This is a genomic window from Cellulomonas hominis, from assembly GCF_901521055.1.
GTDB lineage: Bacteria > Actinomycetota > Actinomycetes > Actinomycetales > Cellulomonadaceae > Cellulomonas > Cellulomonas endometrii.
In genome coordinates, this window is record NZ_CABEGA010000073.1 from 53,231 (window position 1) to 71,118 (window position 17,888).

The 17,888-nt window shown below is 74.9% G+C and carries 15 protein-coding genes; 9 read left to right on the forward strand and 6 right to left on the reverse strand.

Annotation, left to right across the window (positions count from 1 at the left end; genetic code table 11):
• Positions 1-17 precede the first annotated feature (17 nt).
• From KJP73_RS16975 to KJP73_RS17005, 7 genes are all read left to right on the forward strand, one after another.
• Entirely contained in the window at positions 18-635 is a 618-nt protein-coding gene (locus KJP73_RS16975; protein ID WP_213284059.1) for a dTDP-4-dehydrorhamnose 3,5-epimerase family protein, read from the forward strand.
• A complete protein-coding gene (locus KJP73_RS16980; RefSeq protein WP_213284060.1) occupies positions 628-1,557 on the forward strand; it encodes a glycosyltransferase family 2 protein in 930 nt (309 codons plus the stop codon). Before KJP73_RS16975 ends, KJP73_RS16980 begins: the two co-directional genes overlap by 8 nt.
• Positions 1,554-2,597 carry a glycosyltransferase gene (locus KJP73_RS16985; protein WP_213284061.1) on the forward strand — a complete coding sequence of 348 codons (1,044 nt, stop codon included), beginning with the start codon at positions 1,554-1,556 and terminating at the stop codon, positions 2,595-2,597. The genes KJP73_RS16980 and KJP73_RS16985 overlap by 4 nt, the downstream gene beginning before the upstream one ends.
• Positions 2,594-3,475, forward strand: coding sequence for a glycosyltransferase (locus KJP73_RS16990; protein WP_213284062.1), 882 nt, complete (start codon positions 2,594-2,596; stop codon positions 3,473-3,475). The genes KJP73_RS16985 and KJP73_RS16990 overlap by 4 nt, the downstream gene beginning before the upstream one ends.
• Complete coding sequence (locus KJP73_RS16995) at positions 3,472-4,950, forward strand: lipopolysaccharide biosynthesis protein (RefSeq protein WP_213284063.1); 1,479 nt, start codon at positions 3,472-3,474, stop codon at positions 4,948-4,950. The genes KJP73_RS16990 and KJP73_RS16995 overlap by 4 nt, the downstream gene beginning before the upstream one ends.
• 97 nt (positions 4,951-5,047) lie before the next feature.
• On the forward strand, positions 5,048-5,830 hold the full coding sequence (locus tag KJP73_RS17000) for a glycosyltransferase family 2 protein (RefSeq protein WP_213284064.1): 783 nt from the start codon (positions 5,048-5,050) through the stop codon (positions 5,828-5,830).
• Positions 5,827-6,237, forward strand: coding sequence for a DUF2304 domain-containing protein (locus KJP73_RS17005; protein ID WP_213284065.1), 411 nt, complete (start codon positions 5,827-5,829; stop codon positions 6,235-6,237). The genes KJP73_RS17000 and KJP73_RS17005 overlap by 4 nt, the downstream gene beginning before the upstream one ends.
• Before the next feature lie 31 nt (positions 6,238-6,268).
• On the opposite strand, the gene KJP73_RS17010 is transcribed toward KJP73_RS17005, so the two are convergent.
• Both KJP73_RS17010 and KJP73_RS17015 read right to left on the reverse strand, forming a co-directional pair.
• Positions 6,269-8,935, reverse strand: a complete 2,667-nt coding sequence (locus tag KJP73_RS17010; RefSeq protein WP_213284066.1) for a SpoIID/LytB domain-containing protein — start codon at positions 8,933-8,935, stop codon at positions 6,269-6,271.
• 112 nt (positions 8,936-9,047) lie between these two features.
• Positions 9,048-11,618, reverse strand: a complete 2,571-nt coding sequence (locus KJP73_RS17015) for a glycosyltransferase (RefSeq protein WP_249669485.1) — start codon at positions 11,616-11,618, stop codon at positions 9,048-9,050.
• A gap of 73 nt (positions 11,619-11,691) precedes the next feature.
• Between KJP73_RS17015 and KJP73_RS17020 the strand changes: the two genes are divergently transcribed.
• Together KJP73_RS17020 and KJP73_RS17025 are read left to right on the forward strand one after the other, a co-directional pair.
• Positions 11,692-12,042, forward strand: coding sequence for a hypothetical protein (locus KJP73_RS17020; RefSeq protein ID WP_213284067.1), 351 nt, complete (start codon positions 11,692-11,694; stop codon positions 12,040-12,042).
• A complete protein-coding gene (locus KJP73_RS17025) occupies positions 12,039-13,556 on the forward strand; it encodes a glycosyltransferase (protein ID WP_213284068.1) in 1,518 nt (505 codons plus the stop codon). Before KJP73_RS17020 ends, KJP73_RS17025 begins: the two co-directional genes overlap by 4 nt.
• A 31-nt stretch (positions 13,557-13,587) precedes the next feature.
• On the opposite strand, the gene KJP73_RS17030 is transcribed toward KJP73_RS17025, so the two are convergent.
• From KJP73_RS17030 to KJP73_RS17045, 4 genes are read right to left on the reverse strand one after another with little or no spacing between them, the layout of a single operon-like run.
• Positions 13,588-14,985, reverse strand: coding sequence for a glycosyltransferase (locus KJP73_RS17030; RefSeq protein ID WP_249669486.1), 1,398 nt, complete (start codon positions 14,983-14,985; stop codon positions 13,588-13,590).
• The gene (locus KJP73_RS17035; RefSeq protein ID WP_249669487.1) at positions 14,982-16,163 is read right to left on the reverse strand and encodes an ABC transporter ATP-binding protein; all 1,182 of its coding nucleotides are present in this window, start codon (positions 16,161-16,163) and stop codon (positions 14,982-14,984) included. The genes KJP73_RS17030 and KJP73_RS17035 overlap by 4 nt, the downstream gene beginning before the upstream one ends.
• Entirely contained in the window at positions 16,160-16,996 is an 837-nt protein-coding gene (locus KJP73_RS17040) for an ABC transporter permease (protein ID WP_249669488.1), read from the reverse strand. The genes KJP73_RS17035 and KJP73_RS17040 overlap by 4 nt, the downstream gene beginning before the upstream one ends.
• Positions 16,993-17,868 (reverse strand): class I SAM-dependent methyltransferase, encoded by an 876-nt coding sequence (locus tag KJP73_RS17045; RefSeq protein ID WP_213284069.1) that lies wholly within the window; start codon positions 17,866-17,868, stop codon positions 16,993-16,995. Before KJP73_RS17045 ends, KJP73_RS17040 begins: the two co-directional genes overlap by 4 nt.
• Positions 17,869-17,888: the final 20 nt, after the last annotated feature.

Below are 17,888 nucleotides of genomic sequence, written 5' to 3' on the forward strand. Positions count from 1 at the left end.
ACTGAAGGAGAACCGCCGTGCAGTACCGCGAGCTCGCCGTCCCCGGGGCGTGGGAGATCACCCCGCAGCAGTTCGGCGACCCCCGCGGGGTGTTCCTCGAGTGGTTCAAGGCGGCACCGTTCGGCGAGGCCGCCGGGCACGCGTTCGACCTGCAGCAGGCCAACCTCTCGGTGTCGGCGGCCGGCGTGCTGCGCGGCATCCACTTCGCGGACGTGCCCCCGGGCCAGGCGAAGTACGTGACGTGCGCCAAGGGCGCCGTGCTGGACGTGGTCGTCGACATCCGCGTCGGCTCGCCGACCTTCGGGCGGTGGGACTCGGTCCTGCTGGACGACGTGGACCGGCGCGCGATCTACCTCGCCGAGGGGCTGGGCCACGCGTTCATGTCGCTCGAGGACGACTCGACGGTGCTGTACCTCTGCTCGGCCGGCTACGCGCCGGGTCGTGAGCACGGCATCCACCCCCTCGACCCGGCGATCGGCATCGACTGGCCGGCCACCGCGCGGGACGGCAGCCCGATCGAGCCGCTGCTGTCCGACAAGGACTCCGTGGCGCCCACCCTGGAGCAGGCCCGCGCGGACGGGCTGCTCCCCCGGCTCGCGGACGTCGAGGCGTTCCTGGCGAGCCTGCGTGCCTGAGGCGGCGACCGCCGGGGTCGTCGCGGTCGTCGTCACCTACCTGCCGGACGTCGAGGCCACGACCGTCCTGCTGCGCGCCCTGGGCCCGCAGGTCGCGTCCGTCGTGCTCGTCGACAACGGGAGCCCCGCCGACGTCGTCGCCGCCCTGCGGCCCGAGGTCGAGGCCGCCGGTGGCGAGGTCCTCGCGCTCGCCCGGAACGAGGGCATCGCCGCCGCCCAGAACCTCGGGATCGAGCGCGCCCGGGCCCGCGGCGCCACGGCCGTGCTGCTGTCCGACCAGGACTCGGTGCCGGCGCCCGACATGGTCGCGCGGCTCGTGGACGGGCTGGAGCGCGCCCGGGCCCGCGGGCCGGTCGCGGCCGTCGGCCCGGTCACCGTGGACGAGCGCAACGCCGGCGCCGCGCTGCTGTTCTCCGACCGCCGCTGGGGGCCGCGCCGCGCGACGGTCCCCGCCACCGACGGGGAGCTCGTGCCCGCCACGTTCCTCATCGCGTCCGGCTGCCTCGTCGACTCCGCAGCGCTCGACGCGGTCGGCGTGATGAACGCCGACTGGTTCATCGACCACATCGACCTCGAGTGGGGCCTGCGCGCCCGGCGCGCCGGCTACGCGCTGTACGGCGTCGTCGGCGCGCACCTGGGGCACGCGCTCGGGGACCGGGTGCAGCGGATCCCGGGTCGTGAGCGCGACGTGCACATCCACTCCCCCGTGCGGAACTACTACATGGCGCGCAACACGGTGCTCCTGGTGCGCTCGGGGCTGCTCCCCGCGGCGTGGCAGCTGGGCTACCTGGCGTGGATCACGAAGTACACCGGCTTCTACGTGCTCGCGGTCGCCCCGCGGCTGCGCCGAGCCGGCCTGCTGCTGCGCGGGCTGGCCGACGGGCTCCGGGGACGGACCGGGCCGCTGCAGGAGGACGCATGACCGACCCGACCCCCGGCGCGGGCCCCCTCGCCGCCGACGTGCTGATGCTGGCGTTCGGCCCCGAGCCGTACCTGCACGAGGCGGTCGCCGCCGTGCTCGCCTCCACGGACGTGGACGTGCGGGTCGTGCTCGTCGACAACGGCTGCACGACCGACGCGGTGGCGACGCTGCCGCCCGATCCGCGCGTGCGCCTGATCGTGCCCGGCACGAACCTCGGCTTCACCGGCGGGATGAACGCCGCCGCCGCCGCGACCTCCGGGCGGCCCCTGGTGCTGGTGAACTCCGACGCGGTGGTGGCGCCGGACGCGGTGGCGACCCTCGTGCGCGCCCTGGCGGACGACCCCCGCGCGGGCCTGGCCGGCGGGCTCGTCCGGCTGGCGTCGGACCCCGGCCGCGTCAACTCGGCGGGCAACCCCCTGCACGTGCTCGGGCTCTGCTGGGCGGGCGGCCTGGACGACCCCGTCGAGCAGCACGCCGTCGGGCGCGAGGTGGCCTCCGCGAGCGGCGCCCTCGTCGCGGTCGACCGGGCGCTGTGGGACGAGCTCGGCGGGTTCCCGGACGAGTTCTTCGCGTACATGGAGGACCTCGAGCTGTCGTGGCGTGCGTGGCAGCACGGCCGGACCGTGCGGTACGTGCCCGAGGCCAGCGCCGTGCACCACTTCGAGTTCAGCCGCTCGCCGCTCAAGATGTACCTGCTCGAGCGCAACCGGCTGCTGTTCGTGCTCACCACCTACCAGGGCCGCACCCTCGCCCTGCTCGCGCTGCCCCTGCTCGCCTTCGAGGTCGCGATGCTCGCCGTCGCGACGGCGCAGGGCTGGGGCCGGCAGAAGCTGCGCGGGTGGGCGTGGGTGCTGCAGCACCCCGGGACGGTCGCCCGCCGGCGCCGGCTGGTCCAGGCGACCCGCACCGTGCCCGACCGGGACCTCGCCCACCTGATGACGGACACGTTCGACTCCGCCCAGATGCCGCTGCCGGCCGCGGCCGCCCCGGTCCAGGGCCTGCTGCGCCTGTGGTGGCGGCTGGCGCGGAGGGCGCTGTGACCGCCGCCGGGGTCGTCGCCGCGGTCGTGACCGCGTTCCGGCCCGACGACAGGCTCACGGACGTGGTGCGCTCCGCCGCGCGGCAGTGCGCCGTCGTCGTGGTCGTCGACAACACACCCGCCGGCGAACCGGGGACGGACGCGCTGCCGGAGGTGGCGGCGTCCGCGCGGGTGCACCGGCCGGGCACGAACCTCGGCCTCGCCGCGGCGCTGAACGCCGGGGTGCGCGAGGCCGGCCCCAGCAGCGCGGTGCTCCTGCTCGACCAGGACTCGGTCGTGCCGGACGGGCTGGTCGAGCGGCTCGGCGCCCGTCTCGCGGCCGACCCGCGCGTCGGGGTCGCCACGCCCGTCCCGTGGGACGCCGCGGAGGACCGGCCGCTCGACCCCCGGGCGTCGGCACGACCCGAGCTCGCCGACCTGCCGGTCGCCATCACCTCCGGGATGCTGGTCCGGCGGGCGACGCTCGACGCCGTCGGGCCGTTCCGCGAGGACTTCTTCGTCGACTGCGTCGACCAGGACTTCTGCCTGCGGATCCGCCGGGCGGGGTGGCGCGTCGTGCAGGATGCCACCGTGCGCCTGCCGCACTCGCTCGGTGAGACGCGGTGGCGCGGCGTCGGCCCGGTCCGGCTCCGGTCCACCAGCCACGCGACCTGGCGCCTGTACTGGACGGCCCGCAACGGGACCGTGCTCGCCCGGGAGAGCTGGCGCACGGAACCGGCGTGGGTGGCGACGTCCGTCGCGCTGCAGGCCTACGTCGCCCTCACGGTGCTGCTGTTCGAGCCCCCGCGCCTGCGCCGCCTGGCCACCCTGGCCCACGGGGTCCGCGACGGCTGGGCCGGCCGCACCGACGCGCGGATGCGCCCCGGGTCCCCCGCATGACCAGCCCCGCACCCGCCGCGACCTCGTACCGCCGGGACGCGCTGCTCGTCGCCCTCGCGCGCATGGCGCCCCTGGGTGTCCAGCTGCTGGCGACCCCGTTCGTGCTCGACCGTCTGGGCGACGGCGCGTACGCCGCGTGGGCGCTGATGATGACGACCATCAACCTGCTGCTCACCGCGGACCTCGGCGTCGTGGGCATCATGCAGCGGTACCACGGCGTCGCCCGCGGGCAGGCGGACGTCCGCCTCGGCGGCCGCATCACCGCCTCGGTGCTCCTCGTGCTGGGGGCGCTGCTCGTCGTCGTCGTGGCCGCCGGCCCCTGGATCTCGCGGGCCGTCCTCGCCGTCGTGAACGTGCCCGCCGCCGTCCGGGACGACGCCGCGCTGCTGTTCCGGCACGCCGGCACGCTCGCGGTGCTGCAGCTCGTCGCCCTCGCGCTGAGCTCGTACCTCGCCGCGCACTCCCGGTTCGTGGCGGTCGCCGCGCAGTCGCTGGCGGCGCGGGCGGTGCTGGCGGGCGGCATCGTGTGGGCCCTGACCACCGACCGCGGCCTGCCGGGCCTGCTCCTGGCGTCGTTCGCCGACGCCGCCGTCGCCGTGCTGCTCGGCGTCGCGCTGTGCCGGCACCACCTGCTGCGCGAGGTCCGCCGCCCCACCGACCGCGCGCAGACGCGTGAGCTCTGGGCGTACTCCTGGCGCAACCAGCTCTCCGCGCTGGGGTTCGTCGCCCAGCGCGAGCTGGACGTGGTGCTGGCGGGCATCCTGCTGCCCACGGCGGCCCTGGCCAGCGTGTCCGCCGCCGCACCGCTCACCGCTGCCGCCTGCCTCGCCCCCACGGTGCTGCTGACGCCCGTGTTCACGACGCTCAGCGTGCAGGCCGGGCGCGACCCCGCAGGGCTGCCGGCCGCCGGTGCCCGGGCGGAGAGCGGCTGGCTGCGGCTCGTGCTGCCGTTCGCGGCGCTCGCGCTCGGCGTCCTGCCGTTCGCGGCGGAGCAGTGGCTCGGCCCGGAGGTCTCGGGCATCGCGCCGCTGACCGCGGTCCTCGCCGCCGGGTTCCTGCTGTCGCTGGGCGGGAACGCCCGCGCGGTCCTGGTGCGCGCCGCCGGGCGCCCGGGCATCGAGACACGGTCGTACCTCGTCTACGCGGTGGTGAAGATCGCCGCGGGCGTCGCTCTGGCGATCGTCGGCGGCATGCTCGGGCTGGCGGCCGCGGGCGTGCTGGCGGCGGCCGCCGCTCTGGTCGTGCTGCTGCGCGGCTCGCGCGGCCTCATCGAGCGCGGCACCGGCATCGGGCTCCGCGCGGTCCTCGGCGCGACCGCGCTCGCCGCGGGGACCGGCGCGGCGTCCTGGGCCGTGAGCCGAGCGGTCGAGGGCCGGTGGGTCACGCTCGCGTGCCTCGTGCTGGTCGCGCTCCTGGGGGCCGCGGCCGCCGCGGTCCCGGTGCTCCGCGCGCGGCGGCAGGGGCTCGCCGCCTGACCGGACCGACGGGCCGGGAGCGCAGGCCGTGGTGTCGCAGGGGCCCCGGCGTGGCGCACCCGCCTCGGGGCCCGCGTCCGCCTAGTAGTCTGCGGGGGTGCCCCACACGAGCCTCGACCGCGTGCTCGTGGTCATCCCGGCCTGGAACGAGGAGGACGCCCTGCCCGGTGTCCTCGACGAGGTCCGGGCCGTCTGCGCCGCCGAGCCCCACCTGTCCGCGACCGACGTCCTCGTCGTCTCCGACGGCTCCCGGGACGGCACCGCCGCGGTGGCCCGGTCCAAGGGCGTGCCCGTCCTCGACCTGCCGATCAACCTCGGCGTCGGCGGTGCGATGCGCGCCGGCTTCAAGTTCGCGCTGCGCAACGGCTACGACGGCGTGGTCCAGCTCGACGCCGACGGTCAGCACGACCCCCGCGCGATCCCGTCCCTGCTGGCCGCGGCCCGCGAGCACGGCGCCGACGTCGTGATCGGCGCCCGGTTCGCCGGTGCCGGGTCGTACGAGGCGCGCGGACCGCGTCGTGCCGCGATGCGCGTGCTCGCGCGCGTGCTGTCCCGCGTCACCGGCACCCCGCTGACGGACACCACCTCCGGCTTCAAGCTGGCGGGCCCGCGCGCGATCCCGCTGTTCGCCTCCGAGTACCCCGCCGAGTACCTGGGCGACACGGTCGAGTCCCTCGTCATCGCCGCGCGGGCCGGGCTGGTCGTCCGCCAGGTCCCCGTCGCGATGCGCGAGCGGCAGGGCGGGCGGCCCTCGCACAGCCCGCTGAAGGCCGCGGTGTTCCTCGGGCGCGCCGTGCTGGCGCTCGGCATCGCGCTCAGCCGACCCACGAACCGCACCGCGAAGGCCCGGTTCCACGCTGCTGCGGAGGTCAGCGGATGAGCGGCTACCTGACCGCCCTCGTCGTCTGCGCCGTCACCGTCGGCGCGATCGTCTACCTGCTGCGCTCCCGGCGGATCCGGGAGAAGTACGCCGCCGCGTGGATCACGCTCGCCGTCGCGGTGGTCGTCGTCGGCGCGATCCCCTCCGTGCTGGCCTGGCTGGCGCGGCTGCTCGGCGTGCAGACGCCGGTGAACCTGCTGTTCCTCGTCAGCGGCGTCGTGCTGCTGATCGTCTGCGTCCAGTTCAGCGTGGAGATCTCCCAGCTGGAGGAGGAGACGCGCACCCTGGCCGAGGAGATCGCCCTGCTGCGTCTCGACGTCGAGGACCTGCGCACCGGTCTCGCCCGGGACGCGCGCCCCGACGGGGACGCGGACATCAGGCCGCCGACCGCCGACCCGGCCGCCTGACCAACGGCCGCCGGGCCGGCCCGGCGGCCGGTCAGCGGAAGTAGCCCGCCACGTCCAGGATCACGTGGGTGCTGCCCTGGTCGTTGTAGAGGCGCACCGCGCCCCCGTCGCCCACCCGGACCGCCACCGCGTTCGCCTGCGTGAACCCGCGGGTGGCGTTGAGGTCCGAGGTGCCGGTGAGCGGCCTGCCCGCGGGCCAGACGCGCAGGTGCGTCCACGGCGCGGTGCCGTTCACGGCGGTCACCGTCCCGACGACCGCTGTCGCCCCCGCGGGGACCGAGCCGCCGACGACCGTGGCCTGGACCTGACCCGCGGGGCCCAGCGCCCCGCCGGCGGACCGCGTGTCGAGCACCCGGGCGGGCTGCACCGGGGTGAACAGGGCGCCTGTCGCGACACCCGGCGCCGCGTACCACCCGACGACGTCGACGAGCACGTGCGTCGCCGATCCCTGCACGGCGACGGTGATCTTCCCGTTCACGACGGGCACCACGGACCGGTTCGCGACGTCCGAGCCCGGGACCAGGTTGACCGTCGAGGTGGCCGGCAGCGCGCCCGAGCCGTAGGCCACCACGTACCCGTTCCCGGTCGCGCGGGTGGTCGTGACGTTGACCGTCGCGGCGCTGAGCGAGGACGCGGGCACGCCGAGCGCGGCCGCGACGTCCACGGTGCGGGTCGACCCGGCGGCGGGTGCCGCCCCCGTGCGCGAGTCGAGCGCGCGCACGGGGTCGACCGCGGTGTAGCGGGCGGACGACGCCGTCGCGGTGGTGTAGTAGCCGAGGACGTCCACGAGGTAGTGCGTGGTGCCGATCGCGTTGTAGACGCTGACCTTGCCCCCGCCCCCGACGCCGACCGTCACCTGGCTGGCCTGCGTCCGCCCCGGAGCGGTGTTGAGCACGGAGGCGTTCGGCATGGCCGCGCCCGCCGGCCACACCCGCAGGTGGCCCGGGACGGTGGCGCCCACGGCGGTGACGTTCAGCACGACGGCCGTGACGCCGGTGCTCGGCACCCCGCCCTGGCCGAGCACGGTCACGTCGGCGCGCCGGCCGGAGCCGAGGGCCTGGAACGTCGTGCGGGTGTCGCGCAGCCGCGCCGGCGTCACCGCGACGTACCCGCCGTCGCCGACGAGCGGCACGGCGGCGACCGCGGCGGGGTCGGCGGGCGGGCGCACGTCGACCGTGGTCGTGACGGGCGCGGTCGACCGGCCGGCCGCATCCTTGCCGACCAGCGTGAGCCCGTACGAGCCGGGCCCGACGTAGGGCGGGTCGACGGCCGTGCGTCCCGCGTAGGTGCCGAGCCAGGTGGCGTTGAACCGGACGCCCGCCTGGGCGCTGCCGGTGGTCTGGATGACCTGGCGACCGGTGCTCTTGTCGACCACGGTGAGCGTCCAGGTCAGGGCGACGTTCGGCGTCACGCCGATGCTCATCTGGGCGCCGTTGTCGATCGTCGTCGCGGAGACCGCCGGCGACCCGAGGGTCGGCGTGGTGCTGCGCGGCTGCCACCAGCTCGAGCGGAGGCCGAACGCCGGGCTGTTCACGGTCGCGTTGCCGGTGGAGCACTCGAGCCGCACCTGGGTGATGCGGCCGCCGAACGCGCCGTTGCCCGTGCGCCCCGTGACGACCAGGTTGCGCAGGGTGCCGCCGCTCGGACAGGACTGCGCGACGCGGGCCACGCTCAGCGTGGCGGTCCACGAGGTGACGGTGTCGCCGGGCGCGGTGCCCGTCCACGGGTCCGCCTTCGCGACCTGGTACGGCACGGAGCCGGCCGCGGTCCAGCCGCCGTTCGACGACGAGAACTCGGTGAAGGCGACCTTGCCGCCGTAGGTCCGGATCTGCCCGGTCGTCGCCGCGATGGCGGTGTCGGTGCGGCTGTGCTCGTAGGAGGTGGTCAGGGTGCCGGCGGCGTTCGCGTCGCCCTTGCCGTAGTACACCTGGCAGGTGGTCGTGTCGCAGAGCGTCTGGCCGTTCTGGACCTTCCACCAGGCGTACGAGCGGGCGGCCACGGCCTGCGCCTGCAGTGCGGCGGGCTCCCAGCTCGCCGGGGACTCCCGGGGCACGACGCTGCGCAGGTAGTCCTCCATCGGGAGGCTGTTCGTGACGTTGAACGCGACGCCCGACGTGGGCTCGATCCGCAGGTCGCCGCGGTACCAGCGGCCCGTGGTGTCCGTCTGGTTCTTGGCGATGATCATCCCGTACTCGGACTGCGACTCCAGCCGCAGCACCCCGGTGTACGTGCGCCGGTCGACCACCGCGCCGTTGACCGCGGTGCGCTTCTCCGCCGTCACCGTCTGCCCGGACACCGTGATCGTCCAGCGCCCCGGGGGCAGCACCTGCTCGCCGTTGAGCGGGCCCATCCGGATGCTGCGGTTCTCCGGGCTCCAGATGGTCACCGTGCTGGACGGGGCGTACGCCGCGAGGGTGGTCTTGACGTACTGGCCCGAGATCGACGCGGTGGCGGTGCCCGGGTAGTAGAACGCCAGGATCTCCGCGGCGGACCGGCCCTGCAGCGCCGCACCCTGCGACCCCCACTGCGACAGCCCCCGCCCGTGCCCGTACGCGCGCCCGTCGACGGTCCACGAGCCGGAGGCGGGCGCGGGGTACACCTCCTCCGCGGCGGTCGCGGCCGGGGCGACCGTGACCAGCCCGGTGAGCGCGAGGACGGCGGCGACGAGGGCCGCGGTGAGACGGCGCTGGATGTTCACGACGGGTCCTCTGCTGCAGAACGGGGTGGGTCCGCCTCAGGATAAGGATCTGTGGTCGCGCGCGGACGAGCCGTGCCGAAGCTGGGCGGATTGCCCGGGTTCGTCCCTCCGGTCAGCGCGCCCGTACGCGCGTGGCGACCTTGCGCGCGAGCGCGCCGGGACCGCCCGCGCGCAGCACCCGCACGGCCGCGACCGCGTGCCGTCCGCCCGGCAGCCCCGCCGCGCGCGCCACGAGCTCCGCGCGCCGGTCCGCCGGGATCCCCGGGTGGGCGTCGATCCAGCCCTCGGGGGCGTCGAACGGCTCGTCGTCCGCCACCGGCTCCCAGGCCGTCGCCTGCCGCGGCCCCTGCTCGCGCCGGAGGGTGGCCGCGGCGCGCAGCAGGTCGGCGTACACCTGCGCCTGGCTGTGCGGCCCCCAGCGCAGCAGCGCCTCGCGCCGGGCCGCCGCACCGACGCGCCGCCGCAGCAGCGCGTCGTCGAGCAGCGCGGCGAGCGCGCGCTCCCAGTCCTCGGCCGTGGTCGCGAGCAGACCCGTGCGGCCGTCGTCCACGGCCTCGCGGAACGGCTGCGTCGGCGACGCCACGGTCGGGGTCTCGACGAGCGCCGCCTCGAGCCACTTGATCGCCGACTTGGCCTCGTTGAACGTGTTCTCCAGCACCAGCGGCGCGAGGTTCACGTCGACGTCGCGCAGGCGGCCGGGCAGCTCGTACCAGGGCAGCATCGGCAGCCGGCGGATCCGCGCCTCGAACGGCTCGAGCGCCGGGCCCGTGGTGAGGAACCCGCCGATCCACAGCTCGACGTCCGGCCGGTCGGCGAGCACGCGGGCGACCGCCGGCTCGACGACGGCCCAGTCCGCGTCGTGCGTGTTGGTGCCGCTGAAGTACCCGATCCGCAGCGGCCCCGGGGTGCGCGGACGGCTGCGGGCCCGGTCGCTCTGCCGGGCGAGGTCGATGCCCACGCCGTTCGCGAACCGGAACGCCGGCAGCCCGGTCGTGGCCGTCGCGTGCTCGCACAGCCGCTCGGTGCTGCCCACGTACGCGTCGGCGAGCTCCATGGTCGTGCGGTAGCGCGCGACGCCCCGCCACCACAGGGCGTGCTCCTCGGGCGAGAGCACGTCCAGGCCGTGCACCTGGCCCTCGAGCGCGGGGTCGAAGATGAGGTCGTCGATGTCGAACAGCACCGGGACGGGACGCGGGCGCGCGCGCACGTCGGCGACCACCTCGACGATCTGCGACGTGGCCGGGACCCGGTAGAGGACGACGGCGTCCGCCTGCGCGGCCAGCCCGGGCACCTCGGGGTCGCGGTAGTGCCGCACGTCCGCGTGCACGCCCCGCAGCCGCAGCGCCTCCGCGGGCAGGAACCCGCGGTACCGCAGGGCGGCTCCCCGGATGCCGACGACGAACAGGACGCGCTGCAGCAGCGCGTCCTCCGCCGCCTCGACGTCGCTCAGGTCCATCACGTCCTCCTGGTCGCCCGGACCGACGAGGTCCGCGTACAGCTGCTCGAGCCCGTCGAGCTGGTCCGTGAAGCCCCGGATGGGGGCGGTGGTGCCGGAGCTGCGCAGCCGGGCCACGAGCGCCGGGTCCGCGACCAGGCGGGCGAGCGCCGCGCCGAGGGACTCCGGGTCGGCGGCCGGCACGACGAGGCCGTTGACGCCGTCCTCGACGACCTCCTCGGGGCCGAGGGTGTCCGTGCAGACCACGGCCATGCCCGCGGCGAGGGCCTCACGGGTCACGATCGAGTGCGACTCCCGCATGACCGACGGCAGCACGAGCACGTCGTGCTCGGCCATCACGGTCGCCACGGTCGTCCGGTCGTAGGCCGGCGGGAACCGCACCGCGGCGGGGAGCGGGGCCTCCAGGTCCAGGTCCTCCCGCCGGACCCCGAACAGGTCCAGCGTCCACCCGTCCGCAGGCAGCCCCTCGAGCGACTCCAGCAGGACGTCGATGCCCTTCATGGGGTCGGAGCCGCCGGCGAACATGAGCCGCACGGGCCCCTCGTGCGGACCGGTCCGCACCGCGCCGGCCGGCTCCGCGACGTCGGCGTCCGGCACGCCGTTCTCGTCGACGACCAGGCGGGCGGCGTCGACGCCGTTGGCCGCCAGGACGCGCGCCGCACTGGCCGACGGGGCGAGGACGACGTCCGCGCCCGCGAGCTGCTCGTGCAGCAGCTCGTTGCGCCGCTCCAGCCAGCTGTGGCTCCGGGCGCACGGGCAGGTGCCGCAGTCCACGACGATGCTGCACGGGCGCATGTCGGGAGCGACCAGGAACTGCCGCGCGCAGGACCACCAGAAGTCGTGCATGGTCACGACGACCTTGGCGCCCGAGCGGTGCGCGGCCGCGACCAGGCCGGCCCCGAGGGTCTGCAGCGAGTGCAGGTGCACCACGTCCGGCCGCTCCTGAGCGAGCCAGGCCTCGAAGTCGGCGGTGACCTCGGGGTTCAGGCTGTTGCGCGGGTCCGACCACGCGGTCCACGGCGTGGTCACGACCCACCGCACGCGGACGCCGTGACCGTCGTCCTCGGTCCAGGTGGACAGCGGCTCGCGGTGCTCGTCGAGGTGGCCGGCGTAGACGCTGACCTCGTGCCCCCGGGCGGCCAGGCCCCGCGCGATGCGCTGGGGGACGAGCGTGCCCCCGCTCACCAGGTTCGGCGGGTAATGGGCAGACACCTGGACGACGCGCACCCGGCGAGTCTAGACGCCGGTCGCCGGGCTCCCGAGGTCATCGGACGGACGCCGATGCTCTAGTCTTCCGGCCATGCCGTCCGACTCCCCCGACCGTGCAGAGTGGCACGCGAGCCTCGCCCGGCGGGACAGGGCCGCGCACGACCGGATGGCGCAGCGCGCCGCCGAGACGGGCGAGCCCCTGCTCCAGCAGCGCTTCGACGCCGTCACCGCCGAGCTGCACGTCCTGCGCGCCGCCGTGTCGCGCCGCGACGCGCTCCTGCGTGAGCAGACGGAGGCACTGCGTGAGCGGGAGCAGCGGCTGCGGGCCCTGGAGGCGGCGCGCCTCCCCGCCCCGGGCCTGATCGCCCGGGCGCGGCGCCTCGCGGGCCGCGCGCGCCGCCTCGTCGGCCGCTACGTCCGCACGGGCCTGACCCAGCGATGAGCACCGCGATCTCCCTCGTCGTCCTGCCCGGGGCGGACGACGACCTGCTGCTGCGCACGGCGCGGAGCATCGCCCTGCACGGCGCCGGCCCCTGGGAGCTCGTCGCGGACAGCACCGCGACGTCCCCGGCGGGTCGCGCGGCGGTGGACTCCGTGCTGCGCCGACGGGTCCGGTGGGTCGACGCCCGGGGCGCCGCGGGGCTCGCGGAGCGCGCGCGGGTCGCCGCCGGGACCTACCTCGCCCTGCTGGCACCGGGCGACGAGCTCGAGCCCGGCGTGCTCTCGGCCGCCGTCGAGTACCTCGCGGCACGGCCCGGCACGGACGTCCTCTACACGGACGAGCAGTGGGACGCCCCCGGGATCGAGGGCATCCAGACCAAGCCGGGCTGGGCGCCGCACTACCTGGAGGGCTGGGACTACCTGGGTCGGCTGTGCCTGGTGCGGACCGCGCTGGTGGAGCAGGTCGGCGGGGTGTCCGCGACCGCGGACGGCGCCGCCGAGTGGGACCTCCACCTGCGGGTCACCGAGGCGACCGACCGGATCGAGCACCTGCCGGTGATCGGCGTGACCCGGCTGCGCCCCCCGTCCACCGACCCGGCCGACGTCGAGGCAGGGCGCCGCGCCGTCGCCGCGCGGTACGAGCGGCTCGGCATCCCGGCGACCGTCGAGGTCGCGCACCCGGCGGGCTACGTCCGCGTCTGGCGCCACCTGCCCGACCCCCCGCCGCTGGTGTCGGTCGTCATCCCCACCGGCGGTGGCCGCCGTGACGTGCGCGGGGAGTCGACGCTGGTGGTCGAGACCGCGGTGCGGTCGCTCGTGGAGCGGACCACGTACCCGCGCTGGGAGCTGGTGCTGGTCACGAGCGAGGGCACGCCCGCCGAGGTGGTCGACGTGGTGCGCTCGCTCGCCGGCGACCGGCTCACCGTGGCACCCGTGACGGGCGAGTTCTCCTTCTCGTTCTCGGTCAACGAGGGCGTCCGCGCGTCCCGGGGCGAGCTGGTCGTCCTGCTCAACGACGACACGGAGGTGGTCGAGCCGCGCTGGCTCGACCGCATGGTCGCCGTCGCCCAGGACCCCTCCGTCGGTGCGGTCGGCGCCAAGCTCCTCTTCGAGGACGGCACCATCCAGCACGTCGGCATCGTCCACGACGACGCCTGGCTCCCCGTGCACGCGCACCGGGTGGCGGCCGACGACGCCAGCCACTTCGGGGCCAAGATCGTCGACGTCGACTACCTCGCCGTCACCGCCGCGTGCGTGCTCGTCCCCCGCGACCTGTACGTCGAGCTCGGCGGCTTCAGCGAGGAGCTGCCGATGGCGTTCAACGACGTGGACTTCTGCCACAAGGTGATCACGTCGGGCCGGTCGGTCGTGTGCACGCCGTTCGCGACGCTGTTCCACTACGAGAGCTCGAGCCGCGTCGCCGACGTGCGCCCGTTCGAGCGGCAGTACCTGATGGACAAGACGATCGAGCTCGCGCAGCACGACCCGCACGTGAACCACCGCTCGGTGCGCTGACCGGCGCGGCCGCCCTGTCGGCGCCGCCCCGTCAGCGCCGGCGGGCCAGCCGCCAGCGGACCTTGGCCACCACCTGGCGCACCCCGCCCGCCCGCAGGTGCCGCCACACGGCGGCGGCGTCGGCCCGCAGCGCGCGCAGGGCGTCGACGCGGGGGACGGTGACGGGCACCGGGGCCGACGGGTCGGACGTGGCCAGCCGGTGGGCGTCGGCCGCGCGTCGGGGCGCGCGGCAGAACTCCACCAGGGGCGCGAGGACGACCGGCCAGGTGAACTCCCGCGCCGTCTCCGCGACCGCGGCACGGGACGCGGCGGCCTCGTCGGGGTCGGTCAGCAGGTCGCCCAGCGCCTCCGCGAGGGCGTCCACGTCCTCCGGGGGCACCGCGCGGCCGAGGCCCCGCTCCCGCACGAGGTCCGCGAAGCCGTCGCCCTCGGTGGACACGATCGGCAGGCCCGCCCACAGGTAGTCCAGGATCCGCGTGCGGAACGAGAACTCGGTCTCGACGTGCGGGAAGTGGCAGCTCACGCCGACGTCCGCGTCCATCAGGTAGTCGGCGCGCGACTCGTACGGCACCCAGTCCTCGTTGAAGAACACGTGCGTGCCGGTGAGCCCGAGCTCGTCGGACAGCTCGCGGCACCGCGTTGCGACGGCCATCTCGGGCACGTCCGGGTTGGGGTGCTTCATCCCCAGGAAGTACAGCCGCACCTCCGGGACCCGCGCGCGCAGCCGGTCCACGGCCCGCACGAGCGTCAGGGGGTCGAACCAGTTGTAGACGCCGCCGCCCCAGAGCACGACCTTGTCGTCCGGGCCGATGCCCGGGGTCGTGCCCTTGATCGCGTGCCGGGCGGGGGCCGGCGGTGTCGCCGCGGTGCCGAACGGGACGACCGACAGCAGGGAGGCGAGCGACGGGTCCGCGTCGTAGGTGTCCGGGTTGATGCGCCCCGCTGCGGAGAGATGGCCGAACCACAGGTCCCGCTGCCGCCGGGACGCGCACAGGAAGAAGTCGCCGCGCCGCAGCTGGTCGCGCAGCTCGCCCAGCGCGAAGGCGAGCGCCCGCTCGCGCTCGGCCGGCGGCTTGTACCGGTCCACCTCGAGCGTCTCGAGCTGGAACGGGTCGTACAGGTCCACCACCAGCACCTGCGGGCAGTCCTGGAGCCACGCGAACGCGTTGAACACGAACCCCTGGACGACGACGACGTCGGAGGCCTCCACGTCCGAGCGGAAGGCCTCGACCGTCGTGTGCTCGGCACGGAACCCGACGCCGTCGCGGGTGCAGCGGCCGAACGTCACGAGCCGCACGTCGTGCTCCTCGCTCAGCGCGCGCGAGATCTCCCACGCCCGGATCGCCGGCCCCGCCATGCGGTCCGCGATCGTGTCGAGCGTGACGACGAGGACCCGCTGCCGCGTCCCGGTGAGCGCGCCCGCCGTCACGACCAGCGTCCGTCCAGCGCGAGGTAGCCGCCGGACTCGACCGGCGTGCCGAAGTCGACGTTCAGGCGCGCGCCCTCGCGGACGTAGTCGTACACGTGCGTGGTCGACTGGTCGACGATCGACGCCATCACCTGGAACGTGCCGGGCTGGAGGGCCAGCCGCGGGATCGTGCACTCGACGACGCCCTGGCCCTCGATCGCGTCGATCCGGTGGCCGAGGTCCCGGGTGTTGTTCGCCCACAGGTAGACGCCGTCGTGCGACTCGAGGGCGAGCCCGAACACCGGGTCCTCGATCCGCCGGCCCGCGGTGTAGCGGATGCGGATGGTCACCTCGTCACCCGTGCGCACCGAGGCCACCGGGCGGCCCGCGCTGACGAGCTCGACCGACTCGATGACGGCCTCGCCGGAGCCCCAGCGCACCTCCCCGTCACGGCCGGTGCGCGTGTCGGTCCGGGTGGAGTCGAGGTAGCGCTCGAGGATCGGCTTCGCCTCGCCGGTCTCCACCAGGTGCCCGTGCGACAGCCACGCGACGTTGTCGCACATGTTGCGCAGCGAGGGCATCGAGTGGCTGACCACGACCACGGTGCGGCCGTCGCGACGGAACTCGACGAACTTCTCGGCGCACTTCTCCTGGAACGCGGCGTCACCGACGGCCAGCACCTCGTCGACCAGCAGGATCTCCGGGTCCACGTGGATCGCCACGGCGAACCCGAGCCGGACGTACATGCCGGACGAGTAGTTCTTCACCGGCTGGTCGATGAACTGCTCGACGCCCGAGAAGTCCACGATCGCGTCGAACTTGCGGTCGATCTCGGTCTTGCTCATCCCGAGGATCGACCCGTTGAGGTAGACGTTGTCGCGTCCGGACAGCTCCGGGTGGAAGCCCGAGCCGACCTCGAGCAGCGCCGCGACACGGCCGCGCGTGGTGACGTCGCCGGAGTCCGGGTACAGGATCCGGGCCAGGCACTTCAGCAGCGTGGACTTGCCCGACCCGTTGTCCCCGACCAGGCCGAACGTGCTGCCCTGGGGGATCTCGAAGCTCACGTCCTCGAGCGCGAGGAAGTCCTCGTACACCGCGCGCTTGCGCCGCATGACCGCGGCCTTCAGCGTCTGGTTCCGCTCGTGGTACACCCGGAACTTCTTCGTCACGGCATCCACCGTGACGGCTGCCTCGCTCACAGCGCCTCCGCCAGCTTCTTCTCGTGCCGGCTGAACACCATCGCGCCGACCACGAGGGACACCACGGCCCACGCGACGCAGATCAGGGTGGAGTCGAGCGGCGGCCACCGGTTGTCGTACAGCAGGTTGCGGAACAGCTCGGTGAACCGCTCCATCGGGTTCAGCCGGTACAGGTCGTACAGCGTCCAGGACCCCAGCACCGGCCCGACCCGCTCCGACTGCTCCGCGACGTAGGTCAGCGGGTACACGATCGGCGTCGCGTAGAACCAGGCCTGGAGGAGGATGCTCACGAGGTGCTGGGTGTCCCGGAAGTAGACGTTGGCCACCGAGAGCAGCAGCGACACGCCGAACGCGAACGCCAGCAGCAGCGCCATGACGACGAGCACGGCGGGGGTCCACAGCAGCGCGGCGGACCCGACGACCGTCAGCGCCACGAGCAGCACGACCATCTCGATGGACCAGGAGAACCCGACCGACAGCGCGTTGGACAGCGGCAGGGCGGCGCGCGGGAACGCGACCTTCTTGATGAGGTTCTCGTTGGCGACGAGCGACCCCATGCCCCCGTTCACCACGTTGGTGAAGAAGCCCCACGGCAGCAGCCCGCAGAGCAGCCACACCGCGAACGTGTCGAGACCGGACGGGTCACCCGGCGGGATCTGGATCCGCATGATGAAGCCGAACACGGCCGTGAAGATGAGCATCTGCGCGAGCGGGTTGACCAGCGACCACAGCTGGCCGAGCACCGTCCGCTTGTACTTGCCCTTCACCTCGCGCCGCGTCAGGTTCGCCAGCAGCTCGGGCGCCGAGCGCAGCTCGCGCACCATCGTGATCATCGGGCGCCGCCCCGCAGCCGGCCGTACACCGCCCGGGGGACACGCAGCACGCGCCACCCCAGGGTGCCCTGCACCTCCCGCAGCGACGCGACCGCGGCGTCCCGCTCGGCGTGCAGCTGATCGGCCGAGGCCCGCAGCGCCGCGACCTGCGAGCGCAGCGACTCGCGCTCCGCGACGGCCTTGCTCAGCGCGGCGTCGGCGTCGTCCCGCACCGCGCGGAGCACGAACTGGAAGGTGGTCGCGTCCTCCTGGCGCCGCACCCAGTCGACGACGCCGGGCGGGAGCGCGTCGGCGTCGATCTCGACGTCCGCGTCCAGCGGGTCGCGGAAGGTGGTGCGGAGGTCGGCGGCGGCCAGCCCGGTGTCGGCGAGCAGCTCGAGCACCGAGCGCCGCGTGAAGAACCGGATGTGCGTGCGGTCCAGCAGGCCGACCTCGGTGTACTGCCACCGCCCCTGCAGGAGCGCGAGGCGCAGCGAGCCGTGCGAGACGTTCGGGATCGACATGACGACGGACCCGCCCGGGCGCAGCAGGGCGAGCAGCCGGCGCAGCACGTCGGCGGGGTCCGCCACGTGCTCGAGGACGTCGGCGAACACGAGGACGTCGTAGGTGCGGTCGCCGAACTCCGCGGCGACGTCCATCGTGCTGAGGTCCCCGACCACCAGGTGGTCCAGGTGCGGCCGGGCCTTCTCGGCCGCCTCGGGGTCGTACTCGATGCCGCTGACGGTGCAGCCGCGGGACGTCAGGGCCTCGGCGAGGTAGCCCGTCGCGCACCCCACGTCGAGGACCGTGCTGCCCGCGGGGACCAGGTCGAGCACCTGGGCGTGGCTGGTGTTCGACACCGACAGGTCGAGCGTCGTGTCGTACTGCGACATGGAGAGGTTCCGATCGTCCG

Coding starts and splice junctions, on each gene's coding strand:
- KJP73_RS16985 (WP_213284061.1), top strand. CDS start 1,554: ATGACCGACCCGACCCCCGGCGCGGGCCCCCTCGCCGCCGACGTGCTG.
- KJP73_RS16995 (WP_213284063.1), top strand. CDS start 3,472: ATGACCAGCCCCGCACCCGCCGCGACCTCGTACCGCCGGGACGCGCTG.
- KJP73_RS17005 (WP_213284065.1), top strand. CDS start 5,827: ATGAGCGGCTACCTGACCGCCCTCGTCGTCTGCGCCGTCACCGTCGGC.
- KJP73_RS17020 (WP_213284067.1), top strand. CDS start 11,692: ATGCCGTCCGACTCCCCCGACCGTGCAGAGTGGCACGCGAGCCTCGCC.
- KJP73_RS17025 (WP_213284068.1), top strand. CDS start 12,039: ATGAGCACCGCGATCTCCCTCGTCGTCCTGCCCGGGGCGGACGACGAC.
- KJP73_RS17040 (WP_249669488.1), bottom strand. CDS start 16,996: ATGATCACGATGGTGCGCGAGCTGCGCTCGGCGCCCGAGCTGCTGGCG.
- KJP73_RS17045 (WP_213284069.1), bottom strand. CDS start 17,868: ATGTCGCAGTACGACACGACGCTCGACCTGTCGGTGTCGAACACCAGC.